The organism is Streptomyces sp. NBC_01477, from assembly GCF_036227245.1.
GTDB lineage: Bacteria > Actinomycetota > Actinomycetes > Streptomycetales > Streptomycetaceae > Actinacidiphila.
Genome location: NZ_CP109445.1, coordinates 6,156,087 through 6,178,114, shown reverse-complemented (window position 1 = coordinate 6,178,114; position 22,028 = coordinate 6,156,087). Strand labels below are relative to the sequence as shown.

General features: G+C 71.7%; 18 protein-coding genes and 2 tRNA genes. 6 read left to right on the top strand and 14 right to left on the bottom strand.

Features of this window, described 5'->3' with window-relative positions; genetic code table 11:
- Positions 1–50: 50 nt before the first annotated feature.
- The 4 genes from OHA86_RS26185 to OHA86_RS26170 all read right to left on the bottom strand — a co-directional run bounded on the left by OHA86_RS26185 (position 51) and on the right by OHA86_RS26170 (position 7,073).
- Entirely contained in the window at positions 51–896 is an 846-nt protein-coding gene (locus OHA86_RS26185; RefSeq protein WP_329179010.1) for a DegV family protein, read from the bottom strand.
- A 302-nt stretch (positions 897–1,198) separates the two neighbouring features.
- On the bottom strand, positions 1,199–1,777 hold the full coding sequence (locus OHA86_RS26180) for a hypothetical protein (protein WP_329179008.1): 579 nt from the start codon (positions 1,775–1,777) through the stop codon (positions 1,199–1,201).
- Between the two features lie 156 nt (positions 1,778–1,933).
- The gene (gene leuS / locus OHA86_RS26175; protein WP_329179006.1) at positions 1,934–4,843 is read right to left on the bottom strand and encodes a leucine--tRNA ligase; all 2,910 of its coding nucleotides are present in this window, start codon (positions 4,841–4,843) and stop codon (positions 1,934–1,936) included.
- A 274-nt stretch (positions 4,844–5,117) separates the two neighbouring features.
- Positions 5,118–7,073, bottom strand: coding sequence for a S53 family peptidase (locus OHA86_RS26170; RefSeq protein ID WP_329179003.1), 1,956 nt, complete (start codon positions 7,071–7,073; stop codon positions 5,118–5,120).
- Positions 7,074–7,445: 372 nt separating this feature from the next.
- Between OHA86_RS26170 and OHA86_RS26165 the strand changes: the two genes are divergently transcribed.
- The 3 genes from OHA86_RS26165 to OHA86_RS26155 all read left to right on the top strand — a co-directional run bounded on the left by OHA86_RS26165 (position 7,446) and on the right by OHA86_RS26155 (position 9,993).
- Positions 7,446–7,910: a MarR family winged helix-turn-helix transcriptional regulator gene (locus OHA86_RS26165; RefSeq protein ID WP_329179001.1), complete on the top strand. Its 465-nt coding sequence runs from the start codon at positions 7,446–7,448 to the stop codon at positions 7,908–7,910.
- Positions 7,820–8,638, top strand: a complete 819-nt coding sequence (locus tag OHA86_RS26160; protein WP_329182561.1) for an isocitrate lyase/PEP mutase family protein — start codon at positions 7,820–7,822, stop codon at positions 8,636–8,638. The genes OHA86_RS26165 and OHA86_RS26160 overlap by 91 nt, the downstream gene beginning before the upstream one ends.
- A gap of 158 nt (positions 8,639–8,796) precedes the next feature.
- Positions 8,797–9,993, top strand: coding sequence for an MFS transporter (locus tag OHA86_RS26155; protein ID WP_329179000.1), 1,197 nt, complete (start codon positions 8,797–8,799; stop codon positions 9,991–9,993).
- 500 nt (positions 9,994–10,493) lie between these two features.
- Here OHA86_RS26155 and OHA86_RS26150 read toward each other — a convergent pair.
- A tRNA-Ala gene (locus tag OHA86_RS26150) sits at positions 10,494–10,566 on the bottom strand.
- Positions 10,567–10,810: 244 nt separating this feature from the next.
- On the opposite strand from OHA86_RS26150, the gene OHA86_RS26145 reads away from it, so the two are divergent.
- A complete protein-coding gene (locus OHA86_RS26145) occupies positions 10,811–11,899 on the top strand; it encodes an alkene reductase (RefSeq protein WP_329178999.1) in 1,089 nt (362 codons plus the stop codon).
- Positions 11,900–11,942: 43 nt separating this feature from the next.
- On the opposite strand, the gene OHA86_RS26140 is transcribed toward OHA86_RS26145, so the two are convergent.
- Positions 11,943–13,442, bottom strand: coding sequence for an MFS transporter (locus OHA86_RS26140; protein WP_443071891.1), 1,500 nt, complete (start codon positions 13,440–13,442; stop codon positions 11,943–11,945).
- Positions 13,443–13,543: 101 nt separating this feature from the next.
- Here OHA86_RS26140 and OHA86_RS26135 point away from each other — a divergent pair, with 101 nt between their 5' ends.
- Entirely contained in the window at positions 13,544–14,584 is a 1,041-nt protein-coding gene (locus tag OHA86_RS26135; RefSeq protein ID WP_329178998.1) for a helix-turn-helix transcriptional regulator, read from the top strand.
- A gap of 189 nt (positions 14,585–14,773) precedes the next feature.
- Here OHA86_RS26135 and OHA86_RS26130 read toward each other — a convergent pair.
- The 6 genes from OHA86_RS26130 to OHA86_RS26105 all read right to left on the bottom strand — a co-directional run bounded on the left by OHA86_RS26130 (position 14,774) and on the right by OHA86_RS26105 (position 18,977).
- Positions 14,774–14,846, bottom strand: a tRNA-Ala gene (locus OHA86_RS26130).
- Positions 14,847–15,026: 180 nt separating this feature from the next.
- The gene (locus OHA86_RS26125) at positions 15,027–15,680 is read right to left on the bottom strand and encodes a histidine phosphatase family protein (RefSeq protein WP_329182559.1); all 654 of its coding nucleotides are present in this window, start codon (positions 15,678–15,680) and stop codon (positions 15,027–15,029) included.
- Positions 15,677–16,114: a ribosome silencing factor gene (rsfS, locus tag OHA86_RS26120; protein ID WP_329178996.1), complete on the bottom strand. Its 438-nt coding sequence runs from the start codon at positions 16,112–16,114 to the stop codon at positions 15,677–15,679. Before rsfS ends, OHA86_RS26125 begins: the two co-directional genes overlap by 4 nt.
- A 115-nt stretch (positions 16,115–16,229) precedes the next feature.
- Positions 16,230–18,179, bottom strand: a complete 1,950-nt coding sequence (locus OHA86_RS26115) for an LCP family protein (RefSeq protein ID WP_329178994.1) — start codon at positions 18,177–18,179, stop codon at positions 16,230–16,232.
- A gap of 37 nt (positions 18,180–18,216) precedes the next feature.
- On the bottom strand, positions 18,217–18,819 hold the full coding sequence (gene nadD / locus OHA86_RS26110; protein ID WP_329178992.1) for a nicotinate-nucleotide adenylyltransferase: 603 nt from the start codon (positions 18,817–18,819) through the stop codon (positions 18,217–18,219).
- Positions 18,820–18,827: 8 nt separating this feature from the next.
- On the bottom strand, positions 18,828–18,977 hold the full coding sequence (locus OHA86_RS26105; RefSeq protein WP_329178990.1) for a hypothetical protein: 150 nt from the start codon (positions 18,975–18,977) through the stop codon (positions 18,828–18,830).
- Between the two features lie 138 nt (positions 18,978–19,115).
- Between OHA86_RS26105 and OHA86_RS26100 the strand changes: the two genes are divergently transcribed.
- A complete protein-coding gene (locus OHA86_RS26100; RefSeq protein WP_329178988.1) occupies positions 19,116–20,252 on the top strand; it encodes a M48 family metallopeptidase in 1,137 nt (378 codons plus the stop codon).
- Here OHA86_RS26100 and OHA86_RS26095 read toward each other — a convergent pair.
- Positions 20,149–21,438 carry an SCO2583 family membrane protein gene (locus OHA86_RS26095; protein WP_329178987.1) on the bottom strand — a complete coding sequence of 430 codons (1,290 nt, stop codon included), beginning with the start codon at positions 21,436–21,438 and terminating at the stop codon, positions 20,149–20,151. The genes OHA86_RS26100 and OHA86_RS26095 overlap by 104 nt on opposite strands.
- A gap of 64 nt (positions 21,439–21,502) precedes the next feature.
- Positions 21,503–21,937: an SCO2583/SCO2584 N-terminal domain-containing protein gene (locus tag OHA86_RS26090; RefSeq protein WP_329178985.1), complete on the bottom strand. Its 435-nt coding sequence runs from the start codon at positions 21,935–21,937 to the stop codon at positions 21,503–21,505.
- Positions 21,938–22,028 lie beyond the last annotated feature (91 nt).

Sequence of the window (22,028 nt, the reverse complement as noted above, 5' to 3'; positions counted from 1 at the left end):
GATCTTGGTCCGCAGCCTGTGGATAACTCCCGGCCTGAGGACGAAGTCGGTCAGTGCGGCGAGATCACCACACCCAGCAGCCCGGGTCCTGCGTGCGCGCCGATCACCGCGCCCACCTCGCTCACGACCAGGTCATCGAGGCCGGGTACGCGTTCGCGCAGCCGGTCGGCGAGGGCCGCGGCGCGTTCCGCCGAGGCGAGGTGGTGGACCGCGAGGGCCACTCTGCGGGTGCCCGCCTGCTCGACCACGATCTCCTCAAGGCGGGTGATCGCCTTCGAGGCGGTGCGGACCTTCTCCAGCAGTTCGATCCGCCCGTCGACGAGCCGCAGCAGCGGTTTCACCGCGAGGGCCGACCCGAACAGGGCCTGGGCGGCGCCGATCCGGCCGCCCCTGCGCAGGTAGTCGAGCGTGTCGACGTAGAAGTACGCGGAGGTGTCCGCCGCGCGTTTCTCGGCGGCGGCGACCACCTCGTCGGCGGTGCCGCCCGCTTCCGCGGTTTCCGCGGCTGCCAGGACGGTGAAGCCCAGGGCCATCGCGACCATGCCGGTGTCCACGACGCGCACCGGGACCGGGGCGTCCTTCGCGGCGACCGTCGCCGCGTCGTAAGTGCCGGAGAAGTCGGCGGACAGGTGGAGCGAGACGATCGCCGACGCGCCGGACGCGGCGGCGGCTTCGTAGGCGGCGGCGAATTCGGGCGGGGCGGGGCGGGAGGTGGTGACCGGGTGGCGGCGCTGGAGGGCGCGGGCGACGGTGGGGGCGGAGATTTCAGTGCCCTCTACCAGGGCCTCGTCGCCGATCACCACGGTGAGGGGCACGATGGTGATGTGGTGGCGGATCAGGGCGTCGCTGCCGAGGTAGGCCGTGGAGTCCGTGACGATGGCAACGTGCGGGGGCATGCCCGGGACATTACCCGGGGCCAGGTCGGGGCGACAGTTTGGGCCGGGCGGTGCGCCTCATTGCCGGCGGGGCTAGTCCTCAAACGCCGGACAGGCTGAATTTGCTGGACCTCGGCGTCCACCACCCCGCGCGTCCTCAAACGCCGGACGGGCTGAGCTTGCTGGACCTCGGCGTCCACCACCCCGCGCGTCCTCAAACGCCGGACAGGCTGAATTTGCTGGACCTCGGCGTCCACCACCCCGCGCGTGCTCCGCACGGCCAGTCCTCACACGCCGGACAGGCTCGGTGTGCTCGGGGGGTGCTATTCGCCGGGGGCCGGGAGTTTGGGGGGTTGGGTGGGGGTCCAGTGGCGGAGGGCGGCGGACTCGATTGCGATCTGGTCGGTCAGGCCGGCCAGATCGTCCGTGGTGGCGTGGTGGGCGCGGTCCTGGGCCGCCCAGCGCAGGGAGTCCGCGGAGTGGGTCACGTGGTGGACGCGGGTGGAGAGTTCGGGGAGGCGGGCCGCGACGCGGGACTTGTCGGGCTCGCGTTCGAGGAGTTTCAGCTCACCGTCCAGGGCGCGGGCGTGCTCGTTGAGGCGGGCCATCAGGGAGGCGGCCTCGGCGAGGGCGGTGTCCTCGGGGTGGTGCGCGTCCAGGGCGGCGAAGGTGCTGTCGATGGCCGTGCGCAGGTCGATCCGCAACTGGGCGACCTCTCCCCCGAGGCCCGGCGTCGTATAGCGGCGGGCCTTGAGCTGGACGTCCTCGACGGCCCTGCGGGCCTGGGCCGTGCCACGGGTTACTGAGCGCTTGACCGCGCGCACGGTACGTACCGACGCGACCGTGGCCAGCGCCACGAAAATCAGCACGAAGAGCAGGACGACGATGCCGGCGGTTTCCACAGGCGGCTCCTCCTGAGAGTCCCGAGAATCCTGAGTGCGACCAGACATTCGACCCGAATGCGGTGCCGTGCTCCTTCCACCGTAACGGCAAGGGGCAGGCCGGCGGAATCAGGTGAATCCCCCAAGCCTGCCCCTAGGGCACGGGCGCGGACGCGCTCAGACCACGATGTTGACCAGTTTCGGCGCCCGCACGATCACCTTGCGGACCGGCGCACCCGCCAGGGCCGCGACCACGGCGGGGTCGGCCAGTGCCAGGGCCTCCAGCTCGGCGTCCGGGATGGCTGGCGAGACTTCCAGCCGGGCTTTGACCTTGCCCTTGATCTGGACGACGCAGGTCACCGCGGGGTCCTGGGCCAGTGCCGGGTCGGCGACGGGGAAGTCGGCGTGGGCCAGCGAGGTGTCGTGGCCCAGCTTCGACCACAATTCCTCGGCGATGTGCGGTGCCAGTGGTGCGATGAGCAGGACGAGTTGTTCGGCGATGGTGCGTGGCACGGGGCCGGTGGATTTGGTCAGGTGGTTGTTGAGTTCGGTGATCTTGGCGATGGCGGTGTTGAAGCGCAGTTCGGCCATGTCTGCGGTGACGCCGTGGATGGCTTTGTGCAGGGCGCGCAGGGTGGTCTGGTCGGGTTCGGTGTCGGTGACGGTGGTCTGGCCGGTGGCCTCGTCGACGATGTTGCGCCAGATGCGTTGCAGGAGGCGGTACTGGCCGATGACGGCGCGGGTGTCCCAGGGGCGGGAGACGTCCAGGGGGCCCATGGCCATCTCGTACAGGCGCAGGGTGTCGGCGCCGTATTCGGCGCAGATCTCGTCGGGGGTGACGGCGTTCTTCAGGGACTTGCCCATTTTGCCCAGCAGGCGGGTGACCTGCTCGCCGGCGTACCAGTACGTGCCGTCGCGTTCCTCGACCTCGGCGGCGGGCACCGCGATACGGCGTGCGTCGCGGTAGACGTAGGCCTGGATCATGCCCTGGTTGAACAGCTTGTGGAACGGCTCGACGGAGGAGACGTGGCCCAGGTCGTGCAGGACCTTGTGCCAGAACCGGGCGTACAGCAGATGCAGCACCGCGTGCTCGGCGCCCCCGACGTACAGGTCCACCCCGCCCGCCGGCAGGCCCTCGCGCGGGCCCATCCAGTACGACTCGATCCCCGGGTCGACCGGTTCGCGGGTGTTGTGGGGGTCGAGGTAGCGCAGCTCGTACCAGCACGACCCGGCCCAGTTCGGCATCGTGTTGGTCTCACGCCGGTAGGTGCGCACCCCCTCGCCCAGGTCCAGATCGACGGTGACCCAGTCCGCGTTGCGCGACAGCGGGGTCTCCGGACTGGTGTCGGCGTCGTCCGGATCGAACGTGCGCGGACTGTAGTCGTCGACCTCGGGCAGCTCGACCGGCAGCATCTCGTCGGGCAGCGCGTGCGGCACACCGTCCTCGTCGTAGACGATCGGGAACGGCTCACCCCAGTACCGCTGCCGGCTGAACAGCCAGTCCCGCAGCCGGTAGTTCACCGTGCCCCGCCCCGCCCCCCGCCCGGCCAGCCACCCGGTGACCGCGGCCTTCGCCTCGGCCACCCCCAGCCCGTCCAGCGAAATCCCCTCACCCGCCGAATTCACGATCGTCGACTCCGACGAGGAGAACGCACCCTCCCAGGCGGCCGGGTCGGCGCCGCGGCCGTCGGTCGGCTCCACGACACACCGCATCGGCAGCCCGAAAGCACGCGCGAAAGCAAAATCCCGGCTGTCGTGCGCGGGCACGGCCATGATCGCCCCCGTGCCGTAACCCATCAGCACATAGTCCGCCACGAACACCGGAACATCCTCGCCACTGACCGGATTCACCGCGAACACACCGGTGAACACACCGGTCTTCTCCCGCGCATCGGCCTGCCGCTCCACATCCGACTTCGCCGCCGCCTGCTTCCGGTACGCCGCCACCGCCTCCACCGGCGTGGCATGCCCACCCGTCCACACCGCACTGGTACCCCGCGGCCACACCGCCGGCACCACCACATCCACCAGCTCATGCTCCGGCGCCAGCACCAAGTACGTCGCCCCGAACAACGTGTCCTGACGCGTCGTAAAAACAGTAATGGCCTCCCCGGCACCACCCGAACCCGAACCCGGACCGGCACCATCCGGACCCGCACCCCGCACAGGGAAATCAACGCGGGCACCCTCACTGCGGCCGATCCAGTTCCGCTGCTGCAACTTGATCGCCTCGGGCCAGTCCAGGACATCCAGATCCGACAGCAACCGGTCCGCATACGCCGTGATCCGCATCATCCACTGCCGCAGATTCGCCTTGAAAACCGGGAAATTACCCCGCTCCGAACGCCCCTCCGCAGTGACCTCCTCATTGGCCAGCACCGTCCCCAGCCCCGGACACCAGTTCACCGGCGACTGCGCCGAATACGCCAACCGGTACCCGCCCAGCACCTCAGCCCGCTCCGCACCACCCAGCTCCGACCACGCCCGCCCGTCCGGCGTCACCCGCGAACCATCCGCGAACTGCGCCACCAGCTCCCCGATCGGACGCGCCCGACCAGCAGCCTCGTCGTACCACGAATTGTAGATCTGCAGAAAAATCCACTGCGTCCACCGGTAATACGCAGGATCGATCGTCGAGAACGAACGACGCCGGTCATGCCCCAGACCCAACCGCCGCAACTGCGCCGTCATCGTGACGATATTCGCCTCGGTCGACAACCGCGGATGCGTACCCGTCTGCACCGCATACTGCTCCGCCGGCAGACCGAACGCATCGAAACCCAGCGTATGCAGCACATTGTGCCCCGTCATCCGCTGATGACGCGCATACACATCCGTCGCGATATAACCCAGCGGATGACCCACATGCAACCCCGCACCCGACGGATACGGAAACATGTCCATCACAAACCTCTTCGGCCGCGCCGCCAACTCCGGATCCGAATCCAGATCACCAAAAGGATTGGCCGCGGCGAAAGTACCGTCCGCCTCCCAGAAGTCCTGCCAGCGGCGCTCGATGTCGGCGGCCAGGTGCGCGGTGTAGCGGTGCGGCGCAGCCGTCTCGGCGGCCGGGGTGGTGTCGCTCATCGTCCTCGGTACTCCATCGATGTCATGACGGCTGCTGCGGTCCGTCTCTGCCTGTGGTCCTGCCTGCGGTACAAACAAAAAAGCCCCTCACGCAGGAGGGGTGCCGCACCGACGTCGTTCGTGGTCAGCGCGGCTCGCTAAGCAGGAGGCTCGTGGCTCGCATGCCGTCAGGTTACCGCAGCGGGTACGGCCCCCGCACCGAAGACGGTGCGGGGGCCGTACGCCTCATCCGGAGCCCATGGGCGCGCGTGGTACCGGTGCGCGCCCTGAGCAGCTACTTCTTCTTCGGCAGCGACGAGGTGACGTAGCCCTTGGCGGGCGTGCCCACCCCGGTGACGTCGTCGTAACCGACCGTGGCGTGCAGCGACGCGTCCGCGCCGAGCGTCCGCAGGGACACGATGGTGCCCTCCGAGGCGTCGAACGCGTTCGCGAAGTCCACACGGACCACGGCGAGGCCCTGGCCCTGACCCAGCGGGTGGTCCGTGACGTCGTGGTAGACCGACGTCCCGTACTTGTCGTAGATCAGCGGGTTCGCGAAGCCGATCGCGATGCCGTGCCTGGCCTGCTGGGCCAGCGCCTGGACGCCGGCGATGACCGGTGCGGCCAGCGACGTGCCGCCGATGCGGTACGTGCTGTACTGCAGCGACCCGTCGGGGTACGACTGGGTCTGGCCGACCAGGAAGCCGGTGTTCGGGTCGGCGACCGCCGCGATGTCAGGCTCGACACGCTGCTTGACGGTGCCGCCGTTGGCGAGCGCCAGCGAGTCCGGGACCACACCGCGCTGGTAGAACGGCTGGTCGTAGAGCTTGCTGGTGCCGCCGCCCGCGCCGGAGGTGTACGGGCCGGGGAAGCCGGTCCAGGTCTTTCCGTCGGCGGACAGCGGGGCGCGCTTGGTGCCCCAGCCGGTCTCCCACTGGTACTTGTCGTTCTTGCCGACCGCCAGCGAGGTACCGCCGACGGAGGTGGCCCAGGGGGAGTTTCCGGGGGTGTCGGCCTGCTTCACACCGGTGGACGCGACATTGTCGCCCGCGTCGCCGGAGGAGAAGTAGAAGCCGATGCCCTCGACAGCGCCCTGCTGGAAGACCTGGTCGTAGGCCGCCGCGATGTCCGGCGTCTCGTTGGCCTCGACGTCGCCCCACGAGTTGGAGACGATGTCGGCCAGGTGGTTGTCGACGACCTTGTTCAGGGCGTCGAGCAGGTCGTTGTCGAAGCAGGAGGCTCCGCCGACGTAGACGATGTCCGCGTCGGGGGCGACCGCGTGCACCGCCTCGACGTCCAGCGTCTCCTCGCCGTACCAGCCACCGGCACCGCATTCCTCGGTGCTGTTGTAGTCGGTCGGCAGGACCTGGGTGAGCTGGCCCTTCTTGTACTTCTGGCCGCCGGTGTCCTTGGCGTACCGCGCGGCGTCCTCCGCGATGTACGGCGACGCGTAGGCGTCGGTGATGGCCACCCGTACGCCCTTGCCGGTGTACTTGCCCGCGCCGTAGGCGGCACGCAGCTGGTCACCGGTGTAGCCCTGGATCGCGTACGGCGCCTTGCCGCCGTACGCGTCCGGGAGCTTCTTGTCGGTCTTCGAGCCGTAGTACGTCGAGAACGGCCCGGAGTTCTTGAACACCGCGTCCGGCGGCGGCAGTTCATCGTCGTGGCTGGACTTCTTGGGTGCCGTGTCCAGGCCCGTGACGGTGAGCACCGCGCCCTTGAGCGAGGCGGGGGCGGTGGCGTTGCCGGTCGGGGCACGGTAGGTGTGGCCCGACTTGGTGTAGTTGTGCAGCTGGGTGCCGAAGGCCTTCTCGGCAGACGCCACATCACCGGTGACGGTGAGGTAGTGCTGGTTGGAGCCGGTCACCTTCAGGCCCGAGGACTTCAGCCACGCGGTGACCTCGGCCACCTGCGCCTTGGTGGCGCCGTAAGCGGCCTGCGTCTGGGCGGGCGTCAGGTAGCGCCCGTAGTCGGCCGAGTTCGGGTCCGACACGGACTTCGCGTAGGCCGCGAGCCCCTTGGCGTCCTTGCCGGCCAGGTACACCCGGACGGTCACCTTGGCGGAATCGGCCGTCGCGCCCTTGTCCGCCTGGGCCGTGGCCCACTGCGGCTTGGTGCCGGACAGGAGTTGACGTCCGGCGGACTGATCGGCCGACGCGGACTGGGTGCCAAGCGCGAGCGCGCTGGCGACCAGTGGCAGCGCTGCGGCAGCCACCAGTCCCACGCGCGTCCTTTTGCGCTCAAATCTCATGAAACCCCCATGCGAAGCGAGTTGTCGCGTTAGTCGCGTTGGTCGCACTCTGCGGTGTCGCCGCTATGCGTACACGCCGCACCGCAGAGCGATACTCTTTCGCTCATCAGTTCATGCCAGGGGCATGAACTCACCAAGAGCAGGTCAAGGAACGATCCACTCCGCCCGTCCCCGATCATCGGGCGAACCGACGCTAGCAGCGCGAGACTTACCCGAACAGAGGGCGTAGTCCCGGCCGGGTCGGGCATTCCGCGTGTCACTTGACAAGACCTCGGGTACGTATCACCGTCCATGCGTCACGACATACGTGTTGGGACACATACCGCGAACCGGAGGGCGGCTCCCATGGGCGAGGCGCGTCAGGGCGGCCCCATGAGGCAGGCGGAGCTGCTGCGTTACCTCGTGCTCGCCGCGCAGCGCGAGGGCAACCGGCGGCTCACCGCCCGGCTGGCCGGCATCGGCCTGACGCCGGCTCAGTCCGAGGCGCTGCGGATCCTCGCCGACCACGGCCCGCTCGCCCTCACCGGCCTCGGCGACATGCTGGTCTGCGACAGCGGTACGAATCCCAGCCGGCTCGCCGACCGCCTCGTCACAGCGGGCCTTGTGGAACGCGGCCCGGCGCCCGACGACCGACGCCGGATCACCCTCGCCCTCACGGCGGAGGGTTGGGCCGCGAACGACGCGGTACGGCGGATCGAGGACGAGTTCTACGACGCCCTCGACGCGGCGGGCGCACAGGTCGACGTATCCGCCGCGATCGAGCTGCTCCGGCTCGTCTCGGCCGGGTCGCCCGCCGCCCGGGCCCTGCAGAACCGGATCGACGCGCAGGGCGCGTAGGACCTCGCGCCGGACGCTCGCACCCGTACCCCTGCCCGCGCCCCGACCCCAGGGGTGCCACCCGGCGTGACGCTGCTCCCTGCCCGCGCCCGCGCTGCGTCCCCTCCGGCTCGCCGAAGCCGCGCGCAGACGCGACCCGCGCGCTGGTCCGGCGGCTTGCCGGCATCCCCGTGCACGTGACCGCCGACATCGAGGACGGTTACGCCGAGGACCCCGAGCAGGTCGCCGACTACGCGGCCGGGCTCGGGGCGGACGGCGTCAACCTGGAGGACCGCTCGGCCGGCCGGCTCATCGACCCCGCCCTGCACGCGGCGAAGGTCGCCGCGGTCAAGCGCCGGGCGCCCGGCCTCTTCGTCAACGCCAGGGTCGACACCTACTGGCTCGGCCAGGACGCCGGCGTCGAGTCCTCGCTGGCCCGCGCGCTGGCCTACGTGGAGGCCGGCGCCGACGGAATCTTCTTCCCCGGCGCCGCCGCTCCCGACGACCTGCGCGCCCTGACCGCCCGCACCCCGGTACCGGTCAACGTCCTGCTGGTCCCGGGCCTCACCCTGCACGAGCTGGCCGGCCTCGGCGTCCGCCGGGTGAGCACCGGCTCGCTCCCCTACCGCGCCGCGATCGACGCGGCCGTGGCGGTCGCCACCGACGCCCGGGCCGGCCGCACACCGCCCCCGGCGACGCCGTACGCGACGATGCAGCAGCGGCTGACCCGCCACCAGGCGTGGGCCTGACCCGACGGGGACGGCGGCCACCGCATATTCCCAAGCCTCCGGCGCACGCACCGCGTAGGCTCCCGCCCATGAACTCCGGACCCCACTGACCGACCCGCCGCCCGCGCCCTCGCGCGGGCCACGGTCGTTCACGCCAACGCCGACTCCGGAGTTCCCCCATGCCCCGCCCCGCCAGGGGCAGCGCGTCCTATCGCGCTGTCCTCGCACTGCCGCACGCCCGGGCCCTCTTCGCCGCGGCCACCCTCGCCCGGCTGTCGTACGGCCTGCTGTCCCTTCCGCTGCTGCTCGCCGTACGCGAGGGCACCGGTTCCTACGCCGCCGCCGGTACGGCCGCCGGTCTGTTCGGCCTGACCGCGGCGGTCCTCGGCCCGTACAGGTCCCGGCTCGTCGAACGGCGCCGTGCCGCGCTGCCCGTGCTGACCGCCCTCTACGGCACCCTGCTCGGCTGCCTCGCCGCCGGGTCCGCGCTCGGCATGGACGCCGGGCTCGCGGTGACGCTCGCCGTCCTGGCCGGCGTCTTCCCGCCCCCGGTGGGACCGCTGATGCGGACCCGCTGGGGCGAACTGGCCGACAGCGAGGCCCAGCGGCAGTCCGCGCTGAGCCTGGACGCCGTCACCGAGTCCACCGTCTTCGCCGTCGGGCCGGTCCTCGGCGGCCTGCTGACCGCCGCCACCTCCGCCTCACTGTCCCTGGCGGCCACCGCGGTCCTCGCCGTCACGGGCTTCACCGCCTTCACGGCCGTCCTCGGCGAGTCCCCGTCCGCGCCGCCGCCGGCCGGTACGCGCACCCGCCTCGGTCCGCCCGCCGCACCGGGCTTCGCCGCGCTGCTGGTGGTGGTCCTCGGCAGCGGCTGCGCCCTGGCGCTCGCCGAGGTCGGCATCGTCGCGGCCAGGGGCGCGGCCGTCGCGGGTCCGTTGATGGCCCTGTGCGCGACCGGCGGCGCCATCGGCGGCCTCGCCTACGGCCGCGTCCAGTGGCGTGCGGCGCCGCACCGGCGCCTGCTGACCCTGGGCGCCCTCGCCGCCGCCTGCTACGCCCTGCCCGCCGCGGTGTCCGCGCTGCCCGCCGTCGCCCTCGGCCTGCTGCTCGCCGGCGCCTGCTCCGACACCCTGCTGATCACCGCCTACCTCCAGGTCGACGCCCTGGTCCCGGCTGGTTTCCGCACCGAGGCGAGCGCCTGGATCAACACCGCCGCGAACCTCGGCGGCGCCCTGGGCTCCGCCGCCGCCGGGTTCCTGATCTCCCGCTACGGCGCCGCCCCCGCCTTCCCCGCCGCAGCCGCGGTCCTGACCGCGCTGACCGCCCTCGGCGCCCTTCTCCCCCGCCGGAGGGCGGCCGTACGCGCGGCCGCATGACGCTGAGCTGACGACCTGGCGCTGCTCGCCACCGCCCCGTACCGCCGACGTGTACGGCGGTACGGGGCGCCTGCCGCTACGCGCTACGGAGGCGGCCGAGTCGGCGCTCGACGGGCGGATCGGGCCGGGCGGAGGACCGGCGGCCGCGCAATACGCCGCGGGCGCCGGCGGACACCACGTCGGGCCCGCCCAGCGCGGGACCCGCCACACCCTCGGCCGGCTCCGAGGGCGCCCACCACCACGTGCCCTGACCGAGGGCCGCCTGCCCCCGGGTACGCCCACCCCGGACAGCTCACGGGCTGCACGAGGGGAAGCCGAGCACACCCCGGCCTCCCCCACATCGGCCCGCCCCCGGGCACGCACAACCCTGGCGTCCAACCGGCACGCCCTCGCGGGGGTGCGGGTGGCGAAGCCCCTGCCGGGCGAGGCGGAGCCGAGCAGAAACGACAAAGGGCGGAGTGGCTCGCGCTTTCCGCGAGCACACTCCGCCCTCGACCTTGTGGAGCTACGGGGAATTGAACCCCGGACCTCTTGCATGCCATGCAAGCGCTCTACCAACTGAGCTACAGCCCCGCTACGGTGCCGGGAAGCCCGGCGACCTGGGGTTACTTTACACGCTGTCGGGGTGCGGGCCGCAAATCGTTTGGGGCGCCCCCGAAGGTGCCCGGGCGGTCCGCGCGGGGAGCCGCAGGTGCGCGCGATCGGCCCCGGACGCCGAGCGCGGCGGCCGGGGAAGTTCATGAAGTGTCAACAATCCGCGGCCGGTTGGCGGGTTACGGTGGCTGCGGCCGAGTGGACGAGAGAGGTGGAGACCGCTGTGACCACCGCGTTCGACCCGATTGAGCTGGGCGGGAACCGGTTGCGGAACCGGATCGTGATGGCGCCGATGACGCGCAGCCGGGCGTACGGCCCGGGGCTGAGCCCGACCGCGAGCACGGCGGCGTACTACGCCCAGCGGGCGTCGGCGGGACTGATCGTCACCGAGGGGACGCAGCCGTCGGTGGTGGGCCAGGGCTACCCGGACACGCCGGGCCTGCACAGCGCCGAGCAGCTGGCCGGGTGGCGGCGGGTGACGGACGCGGTGCACGAGGCCGGCGGCCGGATCTTCGTCCAGCTCATGCACACCGGCCGGATCGGGCACCGCTCGCTGCTGCCGGACGGGCTGCGGCCCGTGAGCGCGTCGGCGGTACGTCCCAAGGGCAGCGTCTACACCGCCCAGGGGCCGCAGGACTTCGAGGAGCCGCAGGAGCTGACGGAGGACGAGATCCTGCGCACCGTCGAGGACCACGCGGCGGCGGCGCGGAACGCCGTCGCGGCCGGTTTCGACGGGGTCGAGGTCCATGCCGCCAACGGCTATCTGGCGCACCAGTTCCTGGCGCCGAATTCCAACCTGCGCACCGACGGCTGGGGCGGCTCCCCCGAGCGCCGCGCGCGCTTCGCGGCGGAGCTGGTCACGGCGGTCGCGGACGCGATCGGCGCGGAGCGCACGGGGCTGCGGATCTCGCCCGGCAATGCGCTGGGCGACATCGACGAGCCGGACCCCGAGCCGGCGTACACCGCGCTGCTGGCGGCCCTGGAACCGGTCGGCCCCGGCTATCTGCACATCATGGAGACCGGCGAGCGGTCGCTGACCCTGGAGCTGCGCAAGCGTTTCGCGGGGGCGCTGATCCTCAACGCCCGCACGGCGGGACGCCCTTCGGGACCCGAGGAGCTGGCCCTGATCGAGGACGGCACCGCCGACCTGGTCTCCTACGGCGCCCTCTTCCTCGCCAACCCCGACCTGCCCGAGCGGCTGCGCGCGGGCGGTCCCTTCAACGCCCCGGACCGGGCCACCTACTACGGCGGCGACGAGCGCGGCTACACCGACTACCCGGCGCTCGGCGCGCAGGACGCACCGGGAGCGTAAGACGGGCCGGGCGCCCGTACGCGCCCGGCCCGCGCGGCACCGCTCAGGCCCTGCGGCGGCCCCGCCCCAGCGCCACGGCCGCTCCCGCCGCGCACACCGCGGTCAGGGCGACTGCGGTGACGGCGAAGGCGTGGGCCGAGGGGTGGACGCCCGGCAGGTCGAGCCGGTTGAGGAAGAGCGTGCCGAGGGCGGCCACGCCGATCAGCTGGCCGAGCTGGGTCACGGTGGCCAGCAGCCCGCTGGCGTCGGCCGCGTCCTGCGGGGCGACCGCGAACAGCGCCAGGGTGAAGGCCGGGCTGAACCCGAGGCCGAGGCCGCCGCCGAGGGTCAGCAGGCAGACGTAGAGCGCGGCCCCGCCGTCCCCGCCGCCGCGCAGCGCCAGGCCGAGGCCGGCGAAGGAGCCGGCCGCGATGAGCAGGCCCGCGGCCGGCAGCCAGGGCCGCCAGGACACCGGCAGCCGGCGCCAGGTGAGGCCGACACCGCCGAAGGTGACCGCGGCGACCGCGAAGGTCAGTCCGGTACGCAGCGCGCCGAAGCCGAGGCCGGACTGGAGGTGCAGGGCGACCGCGAAGAGGAAGCCCGCGTTGACCGCCATCGTCGTCATGATCACGAGCACCGCCCGCAGCATGCCCGGCGCCCGCAGCACCCGCCCGGACACCAGCGGGGCGCCGCCGCGCCGGGCGAGCCGCGACTCCAGCACCACGAACAGGCCGAACAGCGGCACGCTGAGCGCCAGGCAGACCCAGCCCCACACTGGCCAGCCCTCCTCCTGGCCCAGCACCAGCGGCACGGTGAGCAGCGTCACCGCCGCGGCCAGCACGGTCAGGCCGGGCAGGTCGAGGCCGCGCCGCCGCTCGGGGTCGCGCCGCCCGTCCCCGGGCAGCACCCTCGGGGCGATCACCAGCATCGCCGCGCCGATCGGCACATTGACCAGGAAGACCGGCCGCCACCCGGCGCCGAACAGGTCGGCGCTGACCAGGACGCCGCCCAGCGACTGGCCGAGCGCGGCGCCCGACGACAGCACGGCCGAGTAGACGCTCATCGCCCGGGTCCTGGCCTCACCGCTGAAGGTGAGCTGGAGCAGGCTGAGCACCTGCGGGATCATCAGCGCGGAGCCGGCGCCCTGGACGAGGCGGAAGCCGATCAGCTCGCCGGTGTCCTGGGCGAGACCGCAGGCCAGCGAGGCGACGGTGAAGACCGCGAGCCCGGCCACGAAGAGCCGCCGGTGCCCCAGCAGGTCGCCGAGCCGCGCCCCGGTGATCAGCAGCACCGCGTACGCGATGGTGTAGCCGGCGATGATCAGCTGGAGCGAGGCGCCCGAGGCGTGCAGGTCGGTGCGGATGGTCGGGGCGGCGACATTGACGATGAAGACGTCGAGCAGGGCCATGAACTGGCCCATGAGGATGGTGGCGAGCAGCAGTCCCGAGCGGGGTCCTGCCCTGCCGGTGCTCCTGCCGGTGTTCCTGCCACCGGAATCGGTGACGGCGGCGGTGGTACGGGGGGCGGCCGGTGCGGGCGCGCCGTTCATCACGGGATGCGTCATGCGTCGAGCGTGGGCGCCGCGCGGTACCGGTAACGAGAGCCCGGTGATCCTGGTACTGCCAGCACCTGGCAGCGGCAGCACGCGGGGGTAAGTATGGCCGTATGCCCCGTTCACCGGTGTCGCCCCGTACCCGGTCCCTTTCCCCCGAGCTCCCCGCTTCCCCCGAGCCCCCCGCTTCCCCCGCTCCCGACCGGCCGCCCGGCGCCGCCCGGCACACCAGGGCCGCGCGCCGCACCGAACTGGCGGCCTTCCTGCGCAGCCGCCGGGCGAGGATCACCCCGGAGGACGTCGGCATGCCGCCGGGCCTGCGGCGCCGCACCCCCGGGCTGCGGCGCGAGGAGGTCGCGCAGCTCGCCGGGGTCGGCGTCACCTGGTACACCTGGCTCGAACAGGGGCGCCCGATCAACGCCAGCGTCCAGGTGCTGGACGCGGTGGCCCGGGTGCTCCAGCTCGACGTCACCGAGCGCGAGCACCTGTACCGGCTGGCCGGCATCCCGTTCGTGAGCGAGCCGGACTCCGACGCGGAGATCGTCGGCGTGGAGTCGCAGGGCATCCTGGACTCGCTCGACCCGCTGCCGGCCGCGATCTACAACGCGCGCTACGACGTCCGGGCCACGAATGCCACTTACCGCACGCTGTGGCCGATGACCTCCGTCGTGGAGCGCTGGGAGCGCAATGTGCTCTACAAGCTCTTCACGGTGCCCGAGTGCTGCCTGACCTTCGTCAACAGCGCGGAGGAGCTGCCGTGGATGGTCGGCCAGGTGCGCAGGAGCTACGGGCGGCACGTCGGTGAGCCCGCGTGGGAGTCGTTCGTCGCGCTGCTGATCAAGGAGAGCCCGGCCTTCGCGCAGCTGTGGGCGAGCGGCAATGTGGCGGCGCCGGGCAAGCGGGTCAAGGCGTTCAGGCACGACGGGATCGGCGTGATCAACATGACCTCGATGTCACTGAGCATCGACGGGATGGCCGAGCACCGCTTCGTGGTCTACACCCCGGTCACCGAGGACGACCGGCTGCGGATCGAGCAGCTCAGGCGGATCGACGACCCGATCGTCGGCTGCGCCGACCACGGCCGCCCGCTGTCGGTCCTCGTGGCCGAACGCGACGCCGCCACCAGAGCCGCGAGCTGCGACCGCCACCCGTAACGCCGCCCGCCCCGCCCCCGGACGAGCGCAGGACCTGCCCCCGGGTACTCCCGACCCTGGCGTCCGGCCCGGAAGACGTCACAGGGGGTGCGGATGGCGAAGCCCCCGCCGGGCGAGGCGAAGCCGAGCAGAAACGACGAGGGCGGAGTGGCTCGCGCTTTCCGCGAGCACACTCCGCCCTCGACCTTGTGGAGCTACGGGGAATTGAACCCCGGACCTCTTGCATGCCATGCAAGCGCTCTACCAACTGAGCTACAGCCCCGCGTCCGTCGGGGTCTCCCCTGACGACGTGAAGAAGCATAGCCGGTCGGTGGACCGGAAACGAAATCGGCCGGACGCCCGCCCCACGCGCGGGACGGCACCCCCCGCCGCGGCCGAGCGTCATCGCCGAACAACCGCCACGGGCGGCCGAGCGCCGCCGCCGGGCAACCGCCGCGGGCGGCTACGCGTCGTCGCCGAGCACCGGCTCCGGGAGGGTGCCGGCATTGTGCTCGGTCAGCCGCCAGCCGCGCGCCCCCTCGCCGAGGACCGACCAGCAGCAGTTGGACAGCCCGCCCAGCGACTCCCAGGTGAGCGGGTCGAGGCCGAGCAGCCGGCCGATGGTCGTACGGATCGTGCCGCCGTGGCTGACCACGACCAGCACGCCGCCGTCGGCCAGTTCGTCCGCGGCGGCCAGCACCACGGGAGCGGCCCGGTCGGCGACCTCGGTCTCCAGTTCGCCGCCGCCCCTGCGGACCGGCTCACCGCGCTTCCAGGCGGCGTACTGCTCACCGAACTGGCCGAGGATCTCCTCGTGGGTCAACCCCTGCCAGCGCCCGGCGTACGTCTCCTGGAGGCCCTTGTCGTACGTGACGGGCAGGCCGGTGAGCGCGGCCAGCTCGGCGGCGGTCGCGGCGGCCCGGCTCAGGTCCGAGGAGATGATGGCGTCGGGCGCCAGCGCGGCCAGCAGCCGGGCGGAGCGGCGGGCCTGGGCGACACCGGTGTCGGTCAGCTCGATATCGGTGTTGCCCTGGAAGCGCTGCTCCAGATTCCAGCCGGTCTGGCCGTGCCGCCACAGGACGATCCGGCGGCCCCTGCCGCTCGCCTGCCCGTTCAGCTCAGCTTCCCGTCGTCGTCCGCCGCCGCGGTGGCCGCGGCGTGCGCCTTGCCCTTGCCCCGGGTGGCGACGGCGTCCTCGGGCAGGGCGATCTCCGGGCAGTCCTTCCACAGCCGCTCCAGGGCGTAGAAGACCCGCTCCTCGGAGTGCTGCACGTGGACGACGATGTCGATGTAGTCGAGCAGCACCCAGCGGCCGTCCCGCTCGCCCTCGCGGCGGACCGGCTTGATGTCCAGGTCCTTGAGGAGCGTCTCCTCGATGGCGTCGACGATCGCCTTGACCTGCCGGTCGTTCGGCGCCGACGCGACCAGGAAGGCGTCGGTGATGGACAGCACGTCGCTGACGTCGTAGGCGATGATGTCGTGCGCGAGCTTGTCGGCGGCGGCCTGTGCGGCGGCGCGGGTCAGCTCGATGGAACGGTCAGTGGCGGTCACAGAAACGGCTTTCCGGTCGGGGGCTGGACTGCTTCAAGGGTCTCACGACCCTCCGACAGCCCCCGACCGGTTTTCCGATCAGCGGTCCGGCGTCACCGGCGGCGCGGGCCGCCGGTCACTGCGGCGGCAGTTTGTAGTCCTTGCCGAGCGTCACCGCGATGTCGGCGTTCGAGGGCACCGTGCCCTTCTTGACCGCGGTCGGCGGCAGGCCGAGCGTGGCGGCGACGTCCTTGGCCGCGGTGAGCCGCGCCGGGTCGCCGTAGAGCACCTCGGACGTGGACTTGGTCGCGCCGGCCTTGCCGCCGGAGACATAGGTGTAGGTGCCGCCGTTGACGATCGCGGCCTGCGCCATCGGGGCCGCCTTGGCGTTCCCGGTCGCGTCGCTGATCAGGACCCGCGGCTGGGTGGTGCCGTCGGACTGCTTGACGGTGCCGCCGAGCACGTTCTTGACCACGGTGTCGGTGGCCTGCGTGCTGAGCGTGCCGTTCGGCTGCACCGGCAGCAGCGTGGTGTCGTACGCGCCGGTCTTCGCCAGGTCGGCGAGCTGCGCGAGGGACGCGCCGAGCTGCTTGTCGGTGAGCGACGGGTCGAGGATCTGGCCGAGCGACTGCACGGTCCTGGTCGCGCCCGCGGCGTCGCTCGGCATCTTCTTGAGCACCGCCTGCATGACCTGCCCGAAGCGGCCGAGCTGCTTGGTCTGCGGTTCGCCCGCGGCGCGGTAGGTGGCGTAGGCGACGGCCGCCTCGCCGGTCAGCTCCTGCTGCTTGCCCGCCTGGACCAGCGTCCTGCCGCTGTCCTTGCCGGTGCCCTTGACCGCGGTGTCGGTGTCGACGTAGACGTCGCCGATCGCGTCGACCAGCAGCTCCAGATACGGGCTGTCCAGCCGCCAGCTGCCCTTGATGTCGGCGCCGAGCAGGGTGTTCAGCGAGTCCCTGGTGGGGCCGACGCCGTCGCCGACGGACTTGTCCAGCGTGGTCGCGGTGCCGTCGTCCCCGGTCACCGAGAGCGTGTTGGGCAGCAGGACGGTGGTGCCGCGGCCCTTGGTGGTGTTGTCCACCAGCAGCGCGGTGTCGCTGGGGCCGCCGTTCACCGGGACCAGGTGCACGACTATGACGTCGCGCTTCTGCGGTCCGCCGGCCGCGGCCTGCGTCGCCGTGGACTTGCCGAGCCCCGGCAGCTTGCCCGCCTGCCACAGATACCCGGCGCCGCCGAGCAGCGCCAGCACCAGCAGCACGGCAAGACCGGCCGTGCGGTTGCGGCCGCGCCGCTTGGCCTCCTCGCGGCGCTCGGTGCGCGATTCGGAGAACTTGAGCCAGTCGATGACCTCTTCCGACTGCTCGGACTCCTCGTCGACGAAGGCGAACATCTCGGTCTGGTACCCGGCGCGCCCGCCGGCCGGCTTGGTCAGGTCCTCGGTCTGCACGGACATCTGCCCGGTCTCGTACACGGGCTGCTGGCCGGTCTCGTACGCGGGCTGCTGCCCCGTCTCGTACGCGGCGTGCTGCCCGGTCTCGTACACGGGCTGCTGACCGGTGTCGTGCACCGGCTGCTGCTGGCCGGTGTCGTAGACCGGCTGCCGGCCCGTCTCGTAGACCGCGTGCTGCCCCGTCTGGTACGCGGTGTGCTGGCCGGTGTCGTAGACGGGCTGCTGCTGGCCGGTGTCGTACGGGGGCTGCTGACCGGTGTCGTACACCGGCTGCTGCTGGCCCGTGTCGTAGCGGGGCTGCTGGCCGGTGTCGTAGAGCGGCTGCCCGTTCGTGTCGTACGCCTGCGGCTGCCGGCCCGTGTCGTAGGGCTGCTGCCCGTAGTACGGCTGCTGGGGCTGCTGGGGGATCCAGCCCTGCTGCTGGCCGGGCGGGGGCGGGGAGCCGCCGTAGGTCTGGTACGGGTCCTGGTAGCCGGGCTGCTGCGGTACCTGGGGGGTCTGCGGGGGCTGCGGGCGGGGATTGCCGTACTGGTCGTAACCGTAGGACTGCTGCTGGTAATAGGGGTCCTGCGGGTAGGGGTCCCTCTCGTCGTCGGGTCCGCCCTCGGCATATTGCCAACGGGGGTTTGCGTCGTTCACGAGGAACCCCTTCACGTGCTTCGTTTCGCGGCGCCTGCTACCCGGTAGCGTCCCGGTAGAGCGCGCGCTTGTCGATGTAGCGCACCACCCCGTCCGGAACCAAGTACCAGACCGGATCCCCCTTGGCCACCCGCTGGCGGCAGTCCGTCGAGGAGATCGCCAGCGCCGGGACCTCGACCAGCGACACTCCGCCCTCGGGAAAGCCCGGGTCCGACAGCGTATGCCCAGGACGTGTGACCCCGATGAAATGTGCGAGCGAGAACAGCTCCTCGGCGTCCCGCCAGGAGAAGATCTGCGACAGCGCGTCCGCTCCGGTGATGAAGAACAGCTCGGCCGCCGGGTGCTCGGCCCGCAGGTCGCGGAGTGTGTCGATGGTATAAGTCTTGCCCGCGCGGTCGATGTCGCTGCGGCTGACCGAGAACGTCGGATTCGACGCGGTGGCGATCACCGTCATCAGATACCGGTCCTCGGCCGCCGACACCTGCTGGTCGCTCTTCTGCCAGGGGTGCCCGGTGGGCACGAAGACCACCTCGTCGAGGTGGAAGAGGCTCGCCACCTCGCTCGCGGCCACCAGGTGCCCGTGGTGGATGGGATCGAACGTACCGCCCATCACACCGATGCGGTGCTTGCTGTCCGGCATGGCGACGGTCAGTCCCGGTTGAAGCGGGTGACCAGCCACAGCAGAAGCAGCAGGGCGCCGAGGGCGCCGAAGCCGGTCAGGTACGGGCTGAGGCTGTGGTGGTTGCCGCCGGACTCCTCGGCGAGGGTGGTCAGGGCGGAGGCTGCGAGGGGCGACATGATCAGCGAGACCCTTTGCGAAGTCGGGGACGGGCGGGAAGACTCTCGGCACATCGTACGGGCGGCCCCGCGGGAACTTCGCGCAGGCTCCGCGCGTCCAGACTATGTACCGGTGGGCTACCAGGGGGTTGGGCCAGTATGTCCGAGTCGAACGGACCGAACGACGAGCGCGTGAGCACGGAAAAGCTGCCTGGACGCAACCGCAAGCGGTTCCCTGACATCTCCTCACGTGCCTACGAGCACCCCGCGGACAGGTCCGCGCTGGTGGCGCTGCGCAAGCTCACCGGGTTCGACACGGTCTTCAAGGCGCTCAGCGGACTGCTGCCCGAGCGCAGCCTGCGGCTGCTGTTCCTGTCGGACTCGGTCCGGGTCAGCGACGAGCAGTTCGCGCATCTCAACGCGATGCTGCGGGACGCCTGTTACATCCTGGACCTGGAGAAGGTCCCGTCGATGTACGTCACGATGGACCCGCAGCCCAATGCCATGTGCATCGGCATGGACGCGCCGGTCATCGTGGTCACCACCGGTCTCGTCGAGCTGCTGGACGAGGAGGAGATGCGGGCGGTCATAGGCCACGAGGTCGGCCACGCGCTGTCAGGCCACTCGGTCTACCGGACGATACTGCTCTTCCTGACCAGCCTGGCGCTGCGGGTGGCGTGGATCCCGCTGGGCAATCTGGCGATCCTGGCGATCATCACCGCGCTGCGCGAGTGGTTCCGCAAGTCGGAGCTGTCCGCCGACCGGGCCGGGCTGCTGGTCGGCCAGGACCTCCAGGCGTCGATGCGCGGCCTGATGAAGATCGCCGGCGGCAATCATCTGCACGAGATGAATGTGGACGCCTTCCTCAAGCAGGCCGACGAGTACGAGGCGGCGGGCGATCTGCGCGACTCGGTACTCAAGATCCTCAATGTGCTGCCGCGCAGCCACCCGTTCACCACGGTGCGGGCCGCCGAGCTGCGCCGCTGGGCGTCCACCCGGGACTACCAGCGGCTGATGGACGGGCACTACCCGCGGCGGACCACCGACAAGGACGCCTCGGTCTCCGACGCCTTCCGCGAGTCGGCGAACCACTACGCCGACACGGTGAAGAAGAGCAAGGACCCGCTGATGGGCCTGATCCGCGACATCACCAATGGCGCGGGCGACGTCGGCGGCAAGCTCAGGGACCGCTTCACGGGGTCCGGTACGTCGCAGGCGACCGCGGAGCGGCCCGCGGGGTCAGCGGAGGACTCGACACCGGACGACGACGATCAGCCGGAGAGCCCGCTGCGGTAGGAGCGGTGGCCGCGGTGTTCGCCACGGCCGCCGAATGAGTGGCCGCCGTACGGGTGGCCGCCGTGTTCGTGCCGGTCGCCCGGGGCGTCGCCCCGGGCGTCGGCGTGTCCGTGGGTGTCAGCGCGGCGCCGGTGAGCGGCGCGCAGACGGCGCCGGGCGGGCGGGCGTGGTCGTAGGGGTCGGCGCTGCTGACCGCGCCGGGCGCGGAGTGGCCGGCCAGTATCGGCCGGAAGTAGCTCTGCACCTCGGCCGCGCAGGCCAGCGGTCCCGCCGCGATGTCGGCCTGCACCACCTCGACGCGGTGCCGCCGCAGCTCGTCGTGGTCGAACTGGAAGCGCAGCTGCCGCCGTACGGTGAACAGCGATACGGGTCCTGTGGCGTCGGACGAGCCGCGGATCGCGTAGACGTAGGTGTGGTCGGCGGTGATCTCCAGCCGGTTGTCGCCGGTCTCGGCCGCCGAGAAGGTGCCGTCCACCCGTACGCCGTCCCCGTCGACCAGCTCCACCCGCATCCCGGGGTCGGGGTCGAAGCGCACCAGCCAGCCGGTGGCCTCGTGGGTGCCGTCTGCGGCCGGGGCGCTGAGGCTGCTCTCGAACTGGTCGATCTGGCTGGGGTCGAGCAGGTCGAGCACCCCGCGCACATCGCCGCCGGTGACGGTCTGCGCGTCGATGGCGGAGTCGGTGAGGAATTCCCTGGCCGTCTCGTAGCCGGCCCTGACCTCACTCTCGGCGTATCCGCCGATCCGGTGCATGTCCGCCGGCAGCAGCTTCAGTCCGCCGGCGCCCCGCCCGTAACCGGCCGCCGCGGTCCCGGCGAAAGGCGCGGTCGGCGAGACGGCCGGGACGGTGCCGCCGGGCACCAGCGGGATCACCGTGACGCGCAGCTGCTCGCCGGAGCCGGCCTCGCGGGCCTTGTACGGGTGGCGTACCCCCATGTAGATCGCGAAGCCGAAGGCCAGCACGATGAGCGAGATCAGCGCCACCGCCTGGCGGGCCAGGCCGCGGGGCAGCACATGGCGGATCCTGACCGGGCGGGCGGCGTCGTCCTGCCGCTCCCGCGCCGAATACTCCTGGATCCGGGCAGCCTTCACGAACGATTCGTCGAATACGACGGATCGGTACTCGTCCTCACCGCCTCCTGAGGCGCCCTCGGGCGTGCCCTCAGGAGGGTCTCCAGGCCCGCTCATATCACAAGGTTAAGTCCGCGGGCGCGGGAATAAACGCCCCGATGCCCGTCGAGTTGACATGAGATCAGGGCACCGGGGTTCTGGCGACGGGCGGGATGGTCTGGCCGCCGACCGGGCTGCCGCTGGACGGCGGGGGGTCGGCGGGCTGCCGGATGCCGCCGCCCGCGCCGCGGTAGACCGCGGCGAAGGTGAGGGCGACCACGCCGATGCCCATGACCACGGCCAGCGCCCAGGCGACCGGACGGTGCCAGCGGGTGTTGCTGCCGCGGTAGGGGTGCCCGGCGGCATAGAGCGGGTCGGAATCGGGGAATTCCGCGTCGCCGCCCAGTTCGGGGACGGCGGAGCGCGGGTTGGTGCGCCGCCCGGGCCAGCCGGGCGGTAGCGCGGGACCTTCGGCGACGGCGAGCATCCGTTCCCGGGCCGTGGGCTCGTGGAACAGAGCAGACCGTACGAATTCTTCGTCGAGGACTACGGAGGCGAATTCGTCATCGTCCGGCATCTGTCCAGAGTAATGCGGAAGTTGGCCCTTTGGGCAGGGGAATCCCGGTCGCCTGTGGACCGGCTGTGCACCCGGATGGCCCAGTATCGAC